This window comes from Atlantibacter hermannii (genome assembly GCF_009907385.1).
GTDB lineage: Bacteria > Pseudomonadota > Gammaproteobacteria > Enterobacterales > Enterobacteriaceae > Atlantibacter > Atlantibacter hermannii_A.
In genome coordinates, this window is record NZ_JAAATR010000017.1 from 66,052 (window position 1) to 83,629 (window position 17,578).

A 17,578-nucleotide genomic window follows, 5' to 3' on the forward strand; every position below is an offset into this window, starting at 1 on the left:
GATGATTACAAAAACATCGCCAAAAACGTCTCAATGCCCTGACGATCTTCAGGCGTCAGCGTCCAGCCGGGGTGACGGCAATAGTCGCTGGCAATAATGCCCCGCTGCCGGAGGATGGTTTTCTCCACCTGAATGATGTACTCGCAGTGGCTCATCCAGCGGGTGATCCACGGCAGCAAGCGCTGATGCAGCGCCTCCGCCTGACCAATGCGGCCTTCACCCCAGGCGCGATAGATCTGCACATAAACTTCGCTGAATGAGCAGCCTGGCATCACGCCCTTCCCGCCCACCGCCAGCATTTGCAGCATGTACAGCCCGGCATAGCCGTTGAGCACATGAGCGCCCGGCGCCTGCTGCAAAAACGCGCGGGTGTAGTCCACCGGCGGATTGCATTCGATTTTAAATACCGCATGCGGATAGCGCTGCGCCACCTGAGCCAGTTCTTCCGGCGGTATCGGCAGGCCGGTTTCACCTGGGGCGTACTGCACCATCACCGGGATAGTCACCGCCTCCAGCACCTGGTTGATATGGCTCGCCACCGCCTGCGGGCCGGGCTTCAGGAAAAACGGCGGCAGCAGCATCAGCGCATCCGCGCCCATTTGCTGGTAGCGCCGCGCGCGCTTCACCGCCAGTTCGGTTGAATGATCGGTAACCGACATGGCGCGAAACACCCCGCTGCCCGCGAGATCGCTGATAAACCGTGCAGCCAGACGTTCGCGCTCGTCATCCGACAGTTTGGGGAATTCGCTGGCGATGCCGAACAGCGTGAGGCCGTCGATACCGGTCCCCGCCAGATGCCCCAGCATATTGCTGAAGCTGGTTTCGTCCAGCTCGCCGTCGGCGCGAAACGGCACCGCGGCGATAGGGTTTACGCCTTTAATGGCGGCAACGCTGCTCACAGATTCTCCTCCCGATCAGCCAGCACCGCGCCCTGTGCGGCAGGGGCGGCCCAGCGGCGGTACAACCGTAAAAAGCCGCGCGGCACCTGTTTTTCTACCGGCTGCCAGCGGGCCTGACGCGCCGCGAGACTGGCTTCGTCTACCTGCAACGTCAGGGTACGCTCAGGGATATTGATGGTGATGATATCGCCGTGCTCTACCAGCGCCAGTGCTCCGCCGTCGCTGGCCTCCGGCGAAATATGCCCGACAAACAGCCCGCGGTTAGAGCCGGAGAAACGGCCATCGGTGATTAACGCGCAGCTGTCAGACAGGCCCATCCCTTCGAGGCATTTCATCGGCTTATACATTTCCGGCATCCCTGGTCCGCCCTTCGGTCCCTCATAACGCAGCACCAGCACGCTGCCCGGCTGAATATCGCCGGACAGGATGGCCTCGACCGATTCGTCTTCGCTGTTGAACACCACCGCTGGTCCGGAAAAGACCATCAGATGTTCCGGCACCGCCGCCGGTTTCACCACGCAGCCCAGCGGCGAGAGGTTGCCGTGCAGCACCGCCACGCCGGCTTCATTACGCACCGGGATTGCCAGGGTGTGGATCACCTCCGGGCGGTGCGAGCGCGGGACGCCAGCCAGCCATTCGCCTTTGGTCTGGCCGTTTACCGTCAGGCAGTCGGTATGCAGCAGCGAGGCGATCTCTTTTTCCACCGCCGCCACGCCGCCCGCTTCCCAGAAATCGATCATGTCATGTTCAGACGCCGGATAAAGCGAGGCCACCAGCGGCACGTTGTAGCTCAGTTGGTCAAACGCGGCGAGCGGCAGTTCGCCCAGCTCCGCTTCGTAATAAATCGCCTGAAGATGCAGGATCGCATTGGTGGAGCCGCCGGTCGCCAGCAGATATACCATGGCGTTATGGATCGATTCCCGGGTGATGATCTGCCGGGCGTTAACCCCGGTTTTAACCAGATCCACCGCTCTGCGCCCGGTGGCGTAAGCGCAGTCGCGGCGCTCGCGAGAAATAGCGGGCAAGGTGCTGCTGCCTGGCAGGCTCATGCCCAGCACTTCAGCGATGCAGCACAGGGTGTTGGCGGTGCCGTACATGGTGCACGAACCTGGCCCCGGCTCGGCGATATCTTCGATATGGCGGAATTCCGCCTCATCAATTTCGCCTCGCCGCTTCCAGCCAATGGCCTCGGTGACAATATTGCCGTCCCAGTGCTTGCCTTTGTATTCCGCCGGATACATCGGCCCGCCGTTCACCAGGATCGCCGGGACATCAAGACGCGCGGCGGCCATCAGCATCGCCGGAACGATTTTGTCGCACGAGCCGAGCAGCACCATGCCGTCGAAACGGTGGGCGCGCATCATCACCTCGATGGAGCTGACAATCACTTCCCTGGCCGCCAGGATGTAGCGCATCCCGAGATGCCCTTCGGCGATGCCGTCGCAGGGCGCGATAGTGCCAAACACCATGCCCACCCCGCCAGCCTCGTCGATGCCTTTGAGCACTTCTGCCGTCAACGCATTGAGATTGGCGTGGCCCGCCGTGGCGTTGGTGTAGCTGTTGACCACGGCGATCACGGGCCGACGCAATTGTTCATCGGTATGGCCCATCGACTTATACAGGGCGCGCTTTAACGCGCCGTCATCACCGCTGAGAACCGGGTTAAAATGGCCGCCGCAACCGCCGCCGCATCCCGTGCCACAACTGCTCATATATGACCTCTCTTCATCGTGCCTGTTTCTTCACGCTGCGCCGGGGCAGCGGCTTTGGATTTCGGGTTTACCAGCCTGGCGGGCAGTAAGAACATCAGCGGCGCGCACAGCACCAGGAAACCCGCCAGGATATACAGACCGGCGTTGGCGCTGCCGGTGGTGTCTTTGAGATAGCCCAGCACCGTGGGGCCGAAGAAGCCCGCCAGGTTGCCGATAGAATTCACCAGGGCGATGCCCGCAGCGGCGGCGGTGCCGGAAAGCAGCGTGCCGGGCAGGCTCATATAGGTGGGGATCAGCGCTAAGGTGCCGGACATCGCCAGGCAGATCCACGCCATCATCCAGAAGGTGGAACCGCTGCTTGAGGCGCTGAGCGTCAGCCCTACCGCGCCGATCAGCGCCGGAATAGCGATATGCCAGCGGCGCTCCTGTTTCAGATCCGAATGGCGGCTGTTCCAGACCATAAATGCCGCGCCGAAGATGTACGGCAACGCCGCCAGCAGGCCAATGGCGAAATCGTCCTTCACGCCGGAAGATTTAATGATCGACGGCAGCCAGAAGTTGATCCCGTAATAACCGATGTTAAAGCTGAAGAAGATCAGCGCCAGCAGCCAGACGAACTTATTGCGGAACATGGCGCTCAGGCTGCCAGGCGCTTTACCGGCGTTGGCGGCGATCTTATTGATCCGATCCTGCTCCAGATCGCGCGCGATGATGTCCTTCTCTTGCGCCGTCAGCCAGGGTGCCGATTCCACGTTATTATCGAGGTAGCGCAGCACCACAAACGCCAGCAGGAATGAGGGGATCGCTTCCACCAGGAACAGCCACTGCCAGTTATGCAGATACCCCACCCCCTCGAACATTTTGAGGATTAACCCGGACAGCGGACTGCCGATAATCGTGGACAGCGGCGTCACCAGAATAAACAGGCCAAGGGTGCGCGCCGAACGCCACGACGGGAACCACAGGGTGAGATAAAACACGATCCCCGGGAAAAAGCCCGCTTCCGCGACGCCCAGTAAAAAACGCACGATGTAAAACTGAGTGGGTGTAGTGACAAACATAGTCAGTGCCGACAGCACCGCCCAGCTCACCATAATGCGGGCGATCCAGAAGCGCGGCCCAAAGCGCTGCATCAGGAGGTTGCTGGGCAGTTCGAAAATAAAATAGCCGATAAAGAAAATCCCGGCACCGATGCCGTAAACCGTATCGCTCAGGTTAAGCGCATCCTGCATATGGAGTTTCGCGAACCCCACGTTCACCCTGTCCAGATAGGCGAAGAAATAGCACAGGATCAAAAAGGGGATAAGCCGCCGGGTCACTTTACGGTAAACCTCGTTTTTACTGGCTTCGCTGTGTGTAGAGTCAATGTTCATACGGACCTCAGTAAGGTTGTAGGGTTGTATTGCTATCTGTGGCTGTTACGCCACGCCTCGCGATAGTCGCGGGCTTTTTGTTGTACTTTCTGAGCGTCGTCCGCGCGGCGATATAACCCGCCGCCCAGACCAAATCCTTGCGCGCCAGCGTTACGCCAGGCGCGCATTTGCGCGGCGTCGGGCTGAATACCGCCCACCGGCAGGCACACTACCCCGGCGGGCAACACCGCGCGCCAGGCGCTTAAGGTGCCAGGCTCCACGGTTTCCGCCGGGAACAGTTTGAGCGCGCTGGCTCCGGCCTGTAGCGCGGTAAAAGCTTCTGAAGGCGTGATCACGCCGGGCATGCTGATTAACCCGCGTTCGCGGCTGCGGCGGATAACGTCCACGCTCATGTTGGGGGAAATAATGATTTGTCCGCCCGCGTCCGCTACCGCATCCACCTGCTCTGCGGTCAATACCGTGCCCGCGCCGACGTAGCCCCGGCTACCGACCTGCTCGCGCAGCAGCGCGATCGAGGTCAGCGCATCCGGACTGTTGAGCGGGACTTCAAGCCAGGTAAAACCTTCCGCCAGCAAGCCCCCGGCCACGGCGGGCGCATCCTCAGGGGTCAGGCCACGTAATATTGCAACCAGCGGCAGAGACGTTTGCTGCCACAGTGTCGAAAAGGCGCGGTAATCCATCATTCAATTCCTTGTAGATAAAGACGTATCTGGTTCATCCCGGCGATAAAACAGCGCTCGCCGGACAGGGCTTGCGTCACCAAACCCAGCTGTGACGCGGCCTGCTGATAGCGGGCGTTCAGCGCATCGCTGCCGATGATCCAGTGAGGGGTTGAGGGGCACTGGCGCAATTCCTGGCCGATTAACAGCCCGGACAGGTAGTCGCCGACGCCGGATAGCGGCACATCACCGCGCAGGCGCAGGGTGCGTACCGAAAACAGCAGCTGGCTCAGCGGGGCGGCCAGGCCGCTATGCTGTACGCCAAGCGCAAAGGCGCGGCTGTCGGGCTGCTGAGACGGTAAATCACGGCCCAGCAGGGAGTGCGCCATCAACAGCTGATACAGCTCACCCGTCATAAAGGTGGAAAAATCATGAATAGCCTGATGTGTGACCCTGGCGTGTTTGCTGTGCGTGCCCGGCAAAATGGCGTGGTGATTTTCCGCAGGAGCAAGCGCCATCAGGCCGATCAGTTGGATCTCTTCACCGCGCATGACCTCCGGCAAGCCCACGGCGCTGAGTCCGGTCACGCCGGGCAGGATCCAGCCCTGGCTTCCCCAATGGGTGCGTAGCGCGTAGGCGCCCTGCGCCAGCTGCTGCGCATCGACGCGCCCCTTGCAATAGGGCACGTCAACCCATCCCTGCTGCGACCCGACCATGCCCGCCATCAGCAGCGGCAGCGCGCCGTATTCGGCAATCCACTGCGCGATATGGGTTTGCAGCGCCGCTTCAAACTGCCCATTCTCAACCTGCAATAAGCCGCAGGGCGCATTGATGACGGAAACCACCTCCGCATCATGCATCAGCCACGCACGAAAATTCGTCGTGCCCCAGTCCACCGCCAGCCAGCTCCTGTTCATCTTGTAATCCAAAATATTTAATCTTGTATGACAAGAAATGTAGACGAAAAACGGGACTGCGATCTGTGATCGGGATCTAAAGCTGGCGTTAAGGGTGATAAAAGGTCGATCAATAAATACGCAAAGCAGTTATGGAAGATGCCTCGTAAAATGAGAACATATTTCACGAGATATTTTTTAGTGTATTAGGAGAAGCGTTAATATATCGAAAGGGAGGAGTGATAATTAATCATGACTTATTTCGATGAATGCGCTGAATATGGGCTTCCACGGCATCAGGTTGCAAGATTTATGGTGGCAGGTGTTAATTATGAAGTTAATTTTACCCAAATCACCCATGAAAACCCGTATGATTGCGCAGCCTTATTTCCGGAAGGATTTACGTTCCCACTATATGGGTGCCATTATGATGTCACCTTCGATACCATCGCGAACAGGATAAATAAAACACCTTTTAAACGGGCAGAAGAACTGCCAACCGGCGCGGGCTGCCGAGTCCTTAAATGTGTTGAAAGGATAATTACTGAGCACTATACTCATTTTAATGTTGGACTTTATACCTTTGCACCAGCAGACCATAAATTATTAAATATATATTGTCGGCTTATTACTAAAAAGAAACATAAAGGATTAACCATAGAGGTTGGACTAGAACCAAACGGGAGGGCAAATGTCTTACGAACACCTAAATTCTGGGGACTGGCTTGAGCAATATCGCGCTCGCCAGGCTGCCAATAATGAAATGATGGCTCGTGCAATTGAAGAAGGCAGAACGCATGTGATAATTGCGGGTGAAGACGCTGAAGCAATGTCGCCCGGTCAAATCAGCGAAATTGCGCCAATGCCAAAGCAGAACGAATAATTCCACCTGATATGCAATGGTTGCAATATTTGACCCTCAACGTCATTGCTAAAAAGCCCCGTTCGGGGCTTTTTCGTTTAACGATGATGGCGTCAGCTGGCTGATAAAAAGTGTTCCAGGCGCTCCGGCAGCGGATCCCCGAGATGTTTTTTCGCCGCGCTGAGCAGAATATGGCGCATCTGCTGGCGCGCCTGCTCGGGCTGCTTCAGGCGGATGCACTCCATCAATTCCCGGTGCGCGTCCACCGCTTCCAGCGTCAGCGTAACGTCCGGCTCCAGGGTGCGCTTAAAGGAAAACAGCATTGCCGCGGAAAGCGCATTGCCCACCGAAAACAGAAACGGATTGTGCCCTGCTTTAAGGATCGCAGTATGAAACGCCAGATCGCCCTGTTTAAACAGTTCGGCGGAATCCTGCTGCTGGCCCTGCGACATGATTTCCCAGGCGTCTTCCAGATCGGCCAGATCGCGCCCGCTGGCGTTGATCGCCGCCATGGCCGCCGCATTGGGCTCGAAGATCAACCGCGTGATCATCAACTGTTCGATCAGCGCGTCGTCAATGCCGATCTCTTCCAGCCAGCTCAGCACGTCGGCATCAAGAAAACTCCACTGCTCGCGGGGCGCCACGGTGCTGCGCCGTTTGGCCTGGATGGTCAACATGCCTTTCGCGCCCAACACCTGAAGCGCGTTGCGCACCGAGGTACGCGAGACGTTGTACTGCACCGCCAGTTCGTTTTCGCCGGGTATAGACGTGCCCGGTTGCAGCTCGCCGCGCATAATGCGCAGGGCAAGGTCCTGGGTCAGGGTTTCAGCGACAGACGCGGTCACGCTTTTCATGGGGATCCGGTTGAAGAGGCAATAAGTGGGTAGTTTATATCAGGTTGATATGAGATGGAATTTTCGCGGGTTTGCCGGAGGGTAATGCCCTGCGAACAGGGCATCTGCTGTAAACGTTACTGAAGGACCGTGACCGCATCTTCCAGCCGCGCCGCGCGATGCTTCACCATTGAGGAAACATGCGCGCTTTCTTCGACCAGTACCGCGTTCTTTTTGGTGATGTCGTCCAGCTCCGCCACCGCACGCGTCAATTCCGACAGCCCCTGCGCCTGCTCAGAGGTGGCGCTGCTGATCTGGCCAATCAGTTGCGTCACATTCTGCACCTGATCGACAATGTTTTGCATGGTACGCCCCGCCTCATGAACCTGCACCGCGCCGGACTGCACTTTACTGGCGCTGGCGTCGATCAGTTTACGGATATCGTTGGCGGCGCTGGCGCTGCGGCTTGCCAGGTGACGCACCTCCCCGGCCACCACCGCGAACCCTTTGCCCTGCTCGCCGGCGCGCGCGGCCTCCACGGCGGCGTTCAGCGCCAGAATATTGGTCTGGAAGGCGATATCGTTAATCAGTGAGGTAATCGACCCGATGCGCTGGGTACTGTCGGCAATGTCGTCCATGGTGTTCACCACCGTTTCCATCGCCTGCCCGCCCTGACGCGCCGCATCGCTGGCCTCGCTGGAGAGTTTGTTCGCATCTACCGCGGTCTGGGAGTTGTTCTGCACCGAGGTCGCCATCTGGTTCATGGTGGTCACGGTTTGCTGGACGTTCACCACTGTCTGGCGGGTACGTTCGTTGAGATCTTCATTGCCGCGCGCCAGGGTTTCGCTGCCGCTGCGCACATTTTCCACCTGGCTGGTGACGTCATTGATTAACCAGCGGCACATCAGGCCCAGTTGCCCGATGGCCCGCAGCGTCAGCCCCACTTCATCGGTGCGATTCATGTGCTCGATGCTGTTGTGTTCCCCCGTCGCGACCTGCAATGCCTGGCGCGCAACGTCCTCAATCGGGCGCGATACCTGCCATTCCAGCGCCAGGCAGCCGAGCGCCATAATCACCACTGGCGCGATCGTCATCAGCCATCCCGGCATGGCGAACGCGCTCAGCGCCAGCCACATCAGCGCGGCAATCCCCATAATGCTGCGGATACGCCAGCGCAGCGGCATGGCGGGCAGTTTGCCGAGAAAATGTTTGCGCAGTACCAGCCCTTTATAAAGGCGGCGCTTAGCCTTGCCCTCGCGCAGCGCCTGGTACAGCGGTTCGACGGCGGCAATTTCCTGCGGCGTGGCGCGGGTGCGAATCGACATATAACCGGTGGTTTTGCCGTTGCGCACCATCGGCACCGCGTTGGCGCGCACCCAGTAATGATCGCCGTTTTTACAGCGGTTTTTAACGATGCCGGTCCAGGGTTCGCCCTGCTGCAGGGTGTACCACATATCGGCAAACGCCGCCTTCGGCATATCCGGATGCCGCACCAGATTATGCGGCTGCCCGGTGAGTTCCTGCAGAGAATAACCGCTCACCTGTACAAAAGTGTCATTGGCATGGGTGATGAAGCTTTGCAGATCGGTGGTGGACATTAATGTAGTGTTTTCATCCAGCACTTTTTCGCGCTGGGTCACGCGGGGATGCGACGACATGGCTGCTCCATTTTGCAGGTTATCTTATTGTTAACCATTCCTGTGCCATGTTATGTCGGCGCTAAAATTAATAACTTTAACGGTTAAATATGATGGAGATCGCAAATCTCAGGATAACCCCAAAGAAGTAGTGCTGATGCAAAATAATCAACCTGATCAACTATTTGAATATCCCGATGGATTATGCGGTAAAAAAGTGAATTTGGGAGCCATTGCACAAATTTGCAACAATCCGCACCATTATTGTGCATCTGCGCTGGTTTTTCTTCTCCCGCTGCCGCTGTGGATAGCACAAAATGCCGCAACCCCGGTTACGATGAGATTTAATCGTAACCGGCACGCGTTCCCCCTGGCGTTTATTCCGTTTAGCGGCCCCTCCGACGAAGTGGCGCAAATGCTGCAATACTTGATCTGTGTATCGCGTGATACGCCATTCCCAGGAGCACATTTTGAACAGGTTACCGAACAGCGCCTCGGCACTCGCCTGCACCGCGCACGCATTGAATCTCATTGAGAAGCGAACGCTGTCTCATGAGGAGATGAAAACACTGAATAAAGAGGTGATCGACTATTTCCAGCAGCATGTTAATCCAGGTTTTTTAGAGTACAGAAAGTCTGTTACCGCCGGCGGGGATTACGGAGCCGTAGAATGGCAAGCGGGAGGTTTAAATACGCTTGTCGACACTCAGGGACACGAGTTTCTCGATTGCCTGGGTGGTTTCGGCATTTTTAACGTGGGGCACCGTAATCCAAAAGTGGTTTCCGCCGTACAGCATCAACTCGAAAAACAACCTCTGCACAGCCAGGAACTCCTTGACCCGCTACGGGCAATGCTGGCAAAAACCCTGGCCACCCTGACGCCGGGCAAACTCAAATACAGCTTCTTCAGCAACAGCGGCACCGAATCGGTGGAAGCCGCGCTGAAACTCGCCAAAGCCTATCAGTCCCCGCGCGGGAAATTTACTTTTGTCGCCACCAGCGGCGCGTTCCATGGTAAATCGCTGGGCTCGCTTTCTGCCACCGCCAAAGCAGATTTCCGTAAGCCGTTTATGCCACTGCTGCCGGGTTTCCGCCACGTGGCGTTCGGCAATATCGACGCGATGCGCGCCCTGTTTACGGATTGCAAAAAAACCGGCGACGACGTGGCGGCGGTGATCCTTGAGCCGATTCAGGGTGAAGGCGGCGTGATCCTGCCGCCGCCAGGCTATCTGCCCGCAGTGCGTAAGCTGTGCGATGAGTTTGGCGCGCTGCTGATTTTCGATGAAGTGCAAACCGGCATGGGGCGCACCGGCAAAATGTTCGCCTGCGAGCACGAAAACGTGCAGCCGGACATTCTGTGTCTGGCCAAGGCGCTGGGCGGCGGCGTCATGCCGATTGGCGCGACGGTGGCGACCGAAGAGGTATTCTCGGTGCTGTTCGACAACCCGTTCCTGCACACCACCACCTTTGGCGGCAATCCGCTGTCCTGCGCGGCGGCGCTGGCGACCATCCATGTACTGCTGGAAGAAAACCTCCCGGCGCAGGCGCAGCAGAAAGGCAACCTGCTGCTGGACGGCTTTAAAGAGCTGACGCAGCAGTATCCGGATCTGGTGATTGAGGCGCGCGGTCAGGGGATGCTGATGGCGATTGAGTTTGTGGATAACGAAATCGGCTACCAGTTTTCCAGCGAGATGTTCCGCCAGCAGGTGCTGGTGGCTGGCACCTTAATCAACGCCAAAACGGTACGCGTAGAACCGCCTTTAACGCTGACTATTGAACAGTGCGAGCAGGTGCTTGCGGCGGCCCGCCGTGCCCTGACGGCGCTGCGACAGACGCTGGCTGCACCGGCAACCGCTGCAACAAACTAACCGGTTAATCAGGGAAATCGTCGCAACGGTTTCCCTGATTTCCTTATCCCGCCTCGCCCATCAAATCCTTCACCAGTTCTACGCAGCGCAAAAAACGGGTGTCGTAATCCGACTCCTGAACGTGCACATAGCTGATGTTGTTCTCGTTGAGCATCTCCACCAGCAGCGCCTGGAAGGTATGGCGGTCCACGGAACTGCCAAGGCTGCGCAGGCCGTCGGCCACCCACGGGGTATTATTTTCCAGCAGGATCACCAGGTCGAAACGGTATTCGTCGATCAGCGCCTGCACGAATGGATGCTCGCGCCCTTCATACTTCTTGCAAAATGCCTGGGTGGTAACGAAATCGGTGTCGATAAACGCCACTTTATTGGCGTATTTCACCGCAAAATCAATGTACTGGGCGTGGCCGAGCGCGATTTTGTCGTAGTCCGAATATTGCAACGCCATCTCATCGCCGCCCAGATGGGAGAACACGTAATCGCGGCCATATTCCCAGGCGCTGGTGGTGTTGAAGATATTCGCCAGCTTGTTGACCAGCATCGATTTCCCGCTCGACTCGCCGCCTAAGATTGCCACGGTACGCACGAAAAACGGCTTCACTTCAGTAGGGATGTATTCCCAGTAGCGGAACGGATTTTCGCGGATCTGCCCGCCGCTGATGTTCATAAAGGTACGTTTCGGGTCAATCAGCACCGTTTCAATGCCCAGATGCTGGAGATACTGCGACGCGTCAGACTCTTCGGAGGTGTAGATCCAGTCCGGCTCAATGCCCTTTTCCGCCATAAATGCGGAGATCCCCTCGCTCCAGACGTCCCAGCCGTGCGGGTAAGGCTCCATACCCTCTTCGTTGAACGCATGGATGCGGATGTTTTTCTGGTACTTGAAGGTCTGTAACAACCAGCGCAGGCGATCCGGCACCGTCGGCTGCTGGGACATGGCGCTGTCTTCAAACAGCGCCCGGTCGCGGGTTTCATCGTAACCCATGATGATATGCAGCTCATCCACCTGGCTACAGGCGCGCTGGATCAGGTAGATGTGGCCGGTATGCAGCGGGTAAAACTTACCGAACACCACCCCCACGCTTTTCTGACGGCGCGGGAACTCCAGGCCGAGAAAACGGTGTAGCGCTTCCAGTTTCTGGGCGCTGGGGCTTTTGATTTTAGCGTTCAGCAGCTGGCTGAGATAGCCTTTGGTCATCCCGCAGGCCGCCGCTACCTGTTGCAGGGTGCAGCCCTTCTGGCGAATGGCGGTTTTTAAATAGTCGAATGATGACAAGATGCGCTGCCTCCCTTACGTATTCCGCGATCGTTCGCTGCTACTAAGTCTAGCGGCAAACGCGTCAATGCCAGGAGGATACTTGAGTAAACGACTGAGGTGAATGGTAAATATTGACAGGCGGCGCTACCGCCGCCTGAATCAGAGCGGGAAAATTACAGATCGTTGAAGATATCCAGCGCGTCAGCGAGTTTTTTCACGCCAAACACCTGCATGCCTTCCGGCGCTTTTTTCGGAACATTGGCTGCCGGCACGATAGCGCGACGGAAGCCGTGTTTCGCCGCTTCGGAAATGCGCTCCTGGCCGCTGGGCACCGGACGGATTTCCCCCGCCAGACCCACTTCGCCGAATACCACCAGATCCTGCGGCAGCGGGCGATCGCGCAGGCTCGATACCATCGCCAGCAGCAGCGCCAGATCGGCGCTGGTTTCGGTGACCTTCACGCCACCGACCACGTTCACGAACACGTCCTGATCGGACATCTGCAAGCCGCCGTGGCGGTGCAATACCGCCAGCAGGATCGCCAGACGGTTTTGTTCCAGCCCCACCGCCACGCGCCGTGGGTTGGCCATCATTGACTGATCCACCAGCGCCTGAATTTCCACCAGCAGCGGGCGCGTGCCTTCCCATACCACCATCACTGAACTGCCTGAGGTGACTTCATCGCCCCGGCTCAGGAAAATAGCAGACGGGTTGCTGACTTCACGCAGGCCCTGTTCGGTCATGGCGAACACGCCCAGCTCGTTGACCGCGCCGAAGCGGTTTTTATGGCTGCGCAGAGTACGGAAACGCGAATCAGCATCGCCGTCGAGCAGCACCGAGCAGTCGATGCAGTGCTCCAGGACTTTCGGCCCGGCCAGCGAGCCGTCTTTGGTGACGTGGCCGACCATAATAATCGCCACATCGCGGGTTTTGGCGAAACGCGTCAGATAGGCGGCGGTTTCGCGCACCTGCGCCACGCTGCCCGGCGACGACTGGATATCCGCCATATGCATCACCTGGATGGAGTCGATGACCATCAGGCGCGGCTGCTCCTGCTCGGCAATCAAACAGATCTGTTCGATGCTGGTTTCCGAGAGCATATTCAGGTTATCGGTCGGCAATCCGAGACGATGAGCGCGCATCGCCACCTGCTGGAGTGATTCCTCGCCGGTGACGTACAGCGTTTTCATGTTCTGGGCGAGCCTGCACAGCGTTTGCAGCAGCAGGGTAGATTTCCCCGCGCCGGGGTTACCGCCGATCAAAATGGCGCTGCCTGGCACCACGCCGCCGCCCAGTACCCGGTCAAACTCTTTAAAGCCGGTGGAAAAGCGCGGCAGCGCCTCAAGGCTGATGTCGGAAAGCTTCTGGACTTTCGACACGCCCGCGCTGCCCGCGTAGCCGGAAAGCCGTTCATTACGCGCAACCGTGGGCGACGCCGCCAGACGCACTTCGGTGATGGTATTCCAGGCGTGGCAGGCGCTGCATTGCCCCTGCCAGCGCGGATAATCCGCACCACACTCATTACACACAAACGCGCGTTTTGGGGCTTTAGCCACCTTTTACCTCGTTTATTTCTTGTTCAGACTGCCTGAGAGAATACAGAATACGCCCATCAGGTCCGCATGGCGGATGGTCACTTCGGTTTTTTCATTCACTTTGGGTTTGGCATGGTAGGCAATGCCCAGCCCCGCCGCCTGGATCATCGGCAGATCGTTGGCGCCGTCGCCGATCGCCACGCACTGGGCAATCGGCACTTCATATTTTTCCGCCAGGTTTTTCAGGGTCTGCGCTTTGAACTGCGCGTCGACGATCTGACCGATCACCTGACCGGTTAGTTTACCATCCCGGATCTCAAGTTCGTTGGCCACCGTGGCGGTTAAGTGCAATTTTTCGCGCAAATAATCGGCGAAGAAGGTAAACCCGCCGGAGGCTATCGCCACTTTCCAGTTCATCGCCTGTAGCTTGAGCACCAGCGAGGTCAGGCCCGGCATCAGCGGCAGCACATCGCGTACCTGGCGCAGGATTTCCGCATCCGCGCCTTCCAGGGTGCCGACGCGCAACCGCAGGCTGGCGGTAAAGTCCAGTTCGCCGCGCATGGCGCGTTCAGTCACTTCCGATACCAGTTCGCCGGTGCCCGCCAGTTTGGCGATCTCGTCAATGCACTCAATCTGGATGGCGGTGGAGTCCATGTCCATCACCAGCAGGCCCGGGGTTTTTAAATGGGGGATCTTGCCGAGCGGCGCAACGTCCAGGCCATTATCGTGCGCCAGACGGGTGGCGCGCGGAGTCAGGGATCCCGCCAGGCGGATCACCTGATAATCATCCACGCACCAGGCGGTAACAATCACCATCGCCGCGCCCAGCTTGCGCTGATATTCGGTCAGACGGCCTTTATCCAGATCTCTGCCATACAGAAGCCAACCGCTGCGTCCGGCGTGATAATCCAGCGGCATCACTTCATCGCCACTTAATGAAAGCGGTAACCCCGGCCAGAGAGAAACATCGTTCGGCAGGTCGCACCAGGTCAGACTGTTAGGCATTAACGCTCCTGAAATCGGTAAGGACTGGAGAAAACAACGCATGAGGCTACCTTGAGTCCAGCGCTTCTGGCAACATTAAGATTCATTTTTTCAGCAGGTGGATTATGGCCCGTACCCGCTTCAAATTTAGACTGCATCGCGCAGTGATTGTGCTTATCTGTCTCGCGCTACTTGTGGCGCTGATGCAGGGGGCAAGCTGGTTTAGCCAGAGCCATCAACAGTCGCGCAATATTCAGCTTGAAGAATTGGCCAGGACGCTGGCGCGCCAGGTCAACTATACCCTGACGCCGTTAATGAAAAGCGAAAACCCGGACGAAAAACGCATCGGCGCGATCCTTAAGCAGTTAACCGATGAGAGCCGTATTCTCGACGCCAGCGTGTACGATGATAAAGGCGAGATGGTGGCGCGCGCCGGGGAGAGCGTCGAGGTGCGCGACCGGCTGGCGCTGGACGGCAAACGCGCGGGCAGCTATTTCAGCCAGCAAATCGTTGAGCCGATCGAGGATAAAAGCGGCCCGCTCGGCTATCTGCGCATCACGCTCGACACCCACTCGCTGCCCACTGAAGCCAAACAGGTGGATAACACCACCAATATTTTGCGCCTGATGCTGCTGTTAGCGCTGGCGATCGGCATTGTGCTGACGCGCACCCTGTTACAGGGTAAACGCACGCGCTGGCAGCAATCGCCCTTTTTACTGACGGCCAGTAAAGACGTGCCGGAAGAAGACGTGAGCAAAAAAGAATAACCATTTGATGAAGGGATATCGTTTATGAGTACCCTGCGGCTACTGATTTCAGACTCGTATGACCCCTGGTTTAACCTCGCGGTGGAAGAGTGTATTTTCCGCCAGATGCCCGCGACCCAGCGGGTGCTGTTCCTGTGGCGCAATGCCGATACCGTGGTGATTGGCCGCGCCCAGAATCCGTGGAAAGAGTGCAATACCCGGCGCATGGAGCAGGACAATATTCGCCTGGCACGCCGCAGCAGCGGCGGCGGCGCGGTATTCCACGATTTAGGCAACAGCTGCTTTACCTTTATGGCGGGTAAGCCGGAATACGACAAAAGCATCTCCACCGGTATCGTGCTGGCGGCGTTAAACGCGCTGGGCGTGCAGGCATCGGCCTCCGGACGCAACGATCTGGAAGTCGCCACGCCGGACGGCCCGCGTAAAGTGTCAGGTTCCGCCTACCGGGAGACCCAGGATCGCGGGTTCCACCACGGCACGTTGCTGCTGAATGCCGATCTCAGCCGTCTGGCGAACTACCTTAATCCCGATGAGAAGAAGCTGAAGGCTAAAGGCATCACCTCGGTGCGCGGGCGGGTGGCGAACCTGAATGATCTCCTGCCGGGGATCACCCATCAGCAGGTGTGTGACGCCGTCAGCGAGGCGTTTTTTGCCCATTATGGCGAGCGGGTCGCGCCGGAAGTGATCTCCCCGGATGCCGCCCCGGATCTGCCCGGCTTCGCCGGGACCTTTGCCCGACAGAGCAGCTGGGAGTGGAACTTCGGCCAGGCCCCGGCGTTTACCCATACGCTGGACGAGCGCTTCGGCTGGGGCGGCGTGGAGCTGCATTTTGACGTCGAGAAAGGCCATATCACCCGCACCCAGGTGTTTACCGATAGCCTGAATCCGGCCCCGCTGGAGGCGCTCGCCAATCGGTTACAGGGCTGCGTATACCAGGCCAACGCGTTAAAGCAGCAATGCGAAACGCTGATTGTCGACTTCCCGCAGCAGGAAACAGAGCTGCGCGACGTGGCGCAATGGATGGCGGACGTGGTGCGCTAATCCCCCGCAACGCCCTCGTGGGCGTTGTTACTCGCTCTCTTTACTCTCCGTCATATCGCCAAAGAACAGCGCGGTGATGAGCGTGTTGTCGACAGGCTCGCCGTTCAGGGTGCGCACCAGCAGTTCGCTGCCCAGGGTTTGCAGCGAAAACACCATATCCGGCTGAACGCGTTTGATTTTTTGCAGGTTTTTACTGGCGTTGACTACCGAAATAGTTTTACAGCCCGCGCCTGCCACATCTTTGGCGGCCAGCACGATAAACGCGTTTTCGGCATCGTCATCGCGCAGCGCCAGGATGTACTTCGCTTTTGCCGCCCCGGCTTTGACCAGTTCATCGGCGTTCGACGGGTCGCCGGAAATCAGGTCGGTATCCGGCGGGTACTCATGGGCAATATGCGGCGGAACAATCACGGTGACCGCTTCGCCGCGCGCTTTTAAGCCGTGGTAAACGCTAAGCGCCAGCGGCGACGCGCCGGCAATAATAAAGTGGTTTTTACGCATCACGTGTGAAATCCGCCCTGTGACGATTCGTTTTAAATTACCGCCAATCACCGGCCCGATAATGGCGCTGATTGACGTGGCAAATACGGTGATGCCCATCACGATCACCGAAACGGTAAACAGCCGCGCCGTGGAGGTGACCGGGACAATATCCCCGAACCCCACCGTCGACATGCCGACAATCGCGAAGTAAAACGCCGTGGGCATATCCATAATCGCCGGCGCGAACTCCTCGCCCAGATACAGCGCGCCCATCACCGCATACAGCAGCAGCGAGACAAAACTCACCAGCGCGAACAATCCGCCTGCCGCGAGGCTGGCGCGATCGAACTGCCGCCAGAAGCCAGTCAACAGCAGCATCAGCGCCAGCGCGCCGAGGCTTAGCGCCGGGTTACCCTGCGGAGATAAAAAGTTAAACGCGCTGGTGACCAGCAGCAGCAACAGCGAGAACACCCAGGCCGTGCGGGCGCGCAGCAGCAGCCCGAAGGCCATCAGAATCAGCCCCAGCCCCAGCACAAACTGCGGGATGTCGAGCAAGCCCAGCACCGACAGCGCCTCTTTCCAGGTACTGAAACTGTGCATCTGCGGCAGTACGTCCACGGTTCTCATCAGGACCGGATGCAGAAACAGATAGCCGCAGGCCGCCACCAGAATGGCGAGCAGTCCGTGAGGGGAAAACAGGGCCAGGCAACGGTGGATTATTTTTTTCACAACAAATGGTTATTCCATGTATCCGTGGTGTGAATGCATGAA

At 58.1% G+C, this 17,578-nt stretch carries 17 protein-coding genes; 6 read left to right on the plus strand and 11 right to left on the minus strand.

Annotated elements, in window-relative coordinates; genetic code table 11:
* Positions 1–5: 5 nt before the first annotated feature.
* The 5 genes from GV764_RS05020 to GV764_RS05040 are packed head-to-tail and all read right to left on the minus strand — an operon-like array spanning position 6 to position 5,560.
* Entirely contained in the window at positions 6–899 is an 894-nt protein-coding gene (locus GV764_RS05020) for a dihydrodipicolinate synthase family protein (RefSeq protein WP_161659178.1), read from the minus strand.
* Complete coding sequence (ilvD, locus tag GV764_RS05025; protein ID WP_161659179.1) at positions 896–2,611, minus strand: dihydroxy-acid dehydratase; 1,716 nt, start codon at positions 2,609–2,611, stop codon at positions 896–898. Before ilvD ends, GV764_RS05020 begins: the two co-directional genes overlap by 4 nt.
* The gene (locus GV764_RS05030; protein WP_161659180.1) at positions 2,608–3,984 is read right to left on the minus strand and encodes an MFS transporter; all 1,377 of its coding nucleotides are present in this window, start codon (positions 3,982–3,984) and stop codon (positions 2,608–2,610) included. The genes ilvD and GV764_RS05030 overlap by 4 nt, the downstream gene beginning before the upstream one ends.
* Before the next feature lie 32 nt (positions 3,985–4,016).
* Positions 4,017–4,667 (minus strand): 2-dehydro-3-deoxy-6-phosphogalactonate aldolase, encoded by a 651-nt coding sequence (locus GV764_RS05035; RefSeq protein ID WP_236651836.1) that lies wholly within the window; start codon positions 4,665–4,667, stop codon positions 4,017–4,019.
* On the minus strand, positions 4,664–5,560 hold the full coding sequence (locus GV764_RS05040; RefSeq protein WP_161659181.1) for a 2-dehydro-3-deoxygalactonokinase: 897 nt from the start codon (positions 5,558–5,560) through the stop codon (positions 4,664–4,666). Before GV764_RS05040 ends, GV764_RS05035 begins: the two co-directional genes overlap by 4 nt.
* Positions 5,561–5,791: 231 nt before the next feature.
* On the opposite strand from GV764_RS05040, the gene GV764_RS05045 reads away from it, so the two are divergent.
* Together GV764_RS05045 and GV764_RS05050 are read left to right on the plus strand one after the other, a co-directional pair.
* Positions 5,792–6,268 (plus strand): hypothetical protein, encoded by a 477-nt coding sequence (locus GV764_RS05045; protein WP_161659182.1) that lies wholly within the window; start codon positions 5,792–5,794, stop codon positions 6,266–6,268.
* Positions 6,231–6,422, plus strand: coding sequence for a hypothetical protein (locus tag GV764_RS05050; protein WP_161659183.1), 192 nt, complete (start codon positions 6,231–6,233; stop codon positions 6,420–6,422). Before GV764_RS05045 ends, GV764_RS05050 begins: the two co-directional genes overlap by 38 nt.
* 92 nt (positions 6,423–6,514) lie before the next feature.
* On the opposite strand, the gene GV764_RS05055 is transcribed toward GV764_RS05050, so the two are convergent.
* Together GV764_RS05055 and GV764_RS05060 are read right to left on the minus strand one after the other, a co-directional pair.
* The gene (locus GV764_RS05055; protein WP_161659184.1) at positions 6,515–7,255 is read right to left on the minus strand and encodes a FadR/GntR family transcriptional regulator; all 741 of its coding nucleotides are present in this window, start codon (positions 7,253–7,255) and stop codon (positions 6,515–6,517) included.
* Between the two features lie 116 nt (positions 7,256–7,371).
* Positions 7,372–8,892: a methyl-accepting chemotaxis protein gene (locus tag GV764_RS05060; RefSeq protein WP_161659185.1), complete on the minus strand. Its 1,521-nt coding sequence runs from the start codon at positions 8,890–8,892 to the stop codon at positions 7,372–7,374.
* Between the two features lie 52 nt (positions 8,893–8,944).
* On the opposite strand from GV764_RS05060, the gene GV764_RS05065 reads away from it, so the two are divergent.
* Together GV764_RS05065 and ygjG are read left to right on the plus strand one after the other, a co-directional pair.
* Complete coding sequence (locus tag GV764_RS05065) at positions 8,945–9,406, plus strand: hypothetical protein (protein ID WP_161659186.1); 462 nt, start codon at positions 8,945–8,947, stop codon at positions 9,404–9,406.
* The gene (gene ygjG / locus GV764_RS05070; protein WP_201743066.1) at positions 9,342–10,739 is read left to right on the plus strand and encodes a putrescine aminotransferase; all 1,398 of its coding nucleotides are present in this window, start codon (positions 9,342–9,344) and stop codon (positions 10,737–10,739) included. The genes GV764_RS05065 and ygjG overlap by 65 nt, the downstream gene beginning before the upstream one ends.
* Positions 10,740–10,782: 43 nt before the next feature.
* Here the strand turns inward: ygjG and nadR are convergent, their stop codons facing one another.
* The 3 genes from nadR to serB form a co-directional block, all read right to left on the minus strand.
* The gene (gene nadR, locus GV764_RS05075; RefSeq protein WP_161659188.1) at positions 10,783–12,015 is read right to left on the minus strand and encodes a multifunctional transcriptional regulator/nicotinamide-nucleotide adenylyltransferase/ribosylnicotinamide kinase NadR; all 1,233 of its coding nucleotides are present in this window, start codon (positions 12,013–12,015) and stop codon (positions 10,783–10,785) included.
* Between the two features lie 155 nt (positions 12,016–12,170).
* On the minus strand, positions 12,171–13,553 hold the full coding sequence (gene radA / locus GV764_RS05080) for a DNA repair protein RadA (protein ID WP_125293774.1): 1,383 nt from the start codon (positions 13,551–13,553) through the stop codon (positions 12,171–12,173).
* Between the two features lie 12 nt (positions 13,554–13,565).
* Positions 13,566–14,537, minus strand: a complete 972-nt coding sequence (serB, locus tag GV764_RS05085) for a phosphoserine phosphatase (protein ID WP_161659189.1) — start codon at positions 14,535–14,537, stop codon at positions 13,566–13,568.
* 104 nt (positions 14,538–14,641) lie between these two features.
* Here serB and GV764_RS05090 point away from each other — a divergent pair, with 104 nt between their 5' ends.
* Together GV764_RS05090 and lplA are read left to right on the plus strand one after the other, a co-directional pair.
* On the plus strand, positions 14,642–15,283 hold the full coding sequence (locus tag GV764_RS05090) for a YtjB family periplasmic protein (protein ID WP_161659190.1): 642 nt from the start codon (positions 14,642–14,644) through the stop codon (positions 15,281–15,283).
* A gap of 24 nt (positions 15,284–15,307) precedes the next feature.
* The gene (gene lplA / locus GV764_RS05095) at positions 15,308–16,324 is read left to right on the plus strand and encodes a lipoate--protein ligase (RefSeq protein ID WP_161659191.1); all 1,017 of its coding nucleotides are present in this window, start codon (positions 15,308–15,310) and stop codon (positions 16,322–16,324) included.
* Between the two features lie 27 nt (positions 16,325–16,351).
* Here lplA and kch read toward each other — a convergent pair whose 3' ends face one another.
* Complete coding sequence (gene kch / locus GV764_RS05100; protein WP_161659192.1) at positions 16,352–17,536, minus strand: voltage-gated potassium channel protein; 1,185 nt, start codon at positions 17,534–17,536, stop codon at positions 16,352–16,354.
* Positions 17,537–17,578 lie beyond the last annotated feature (42 nt).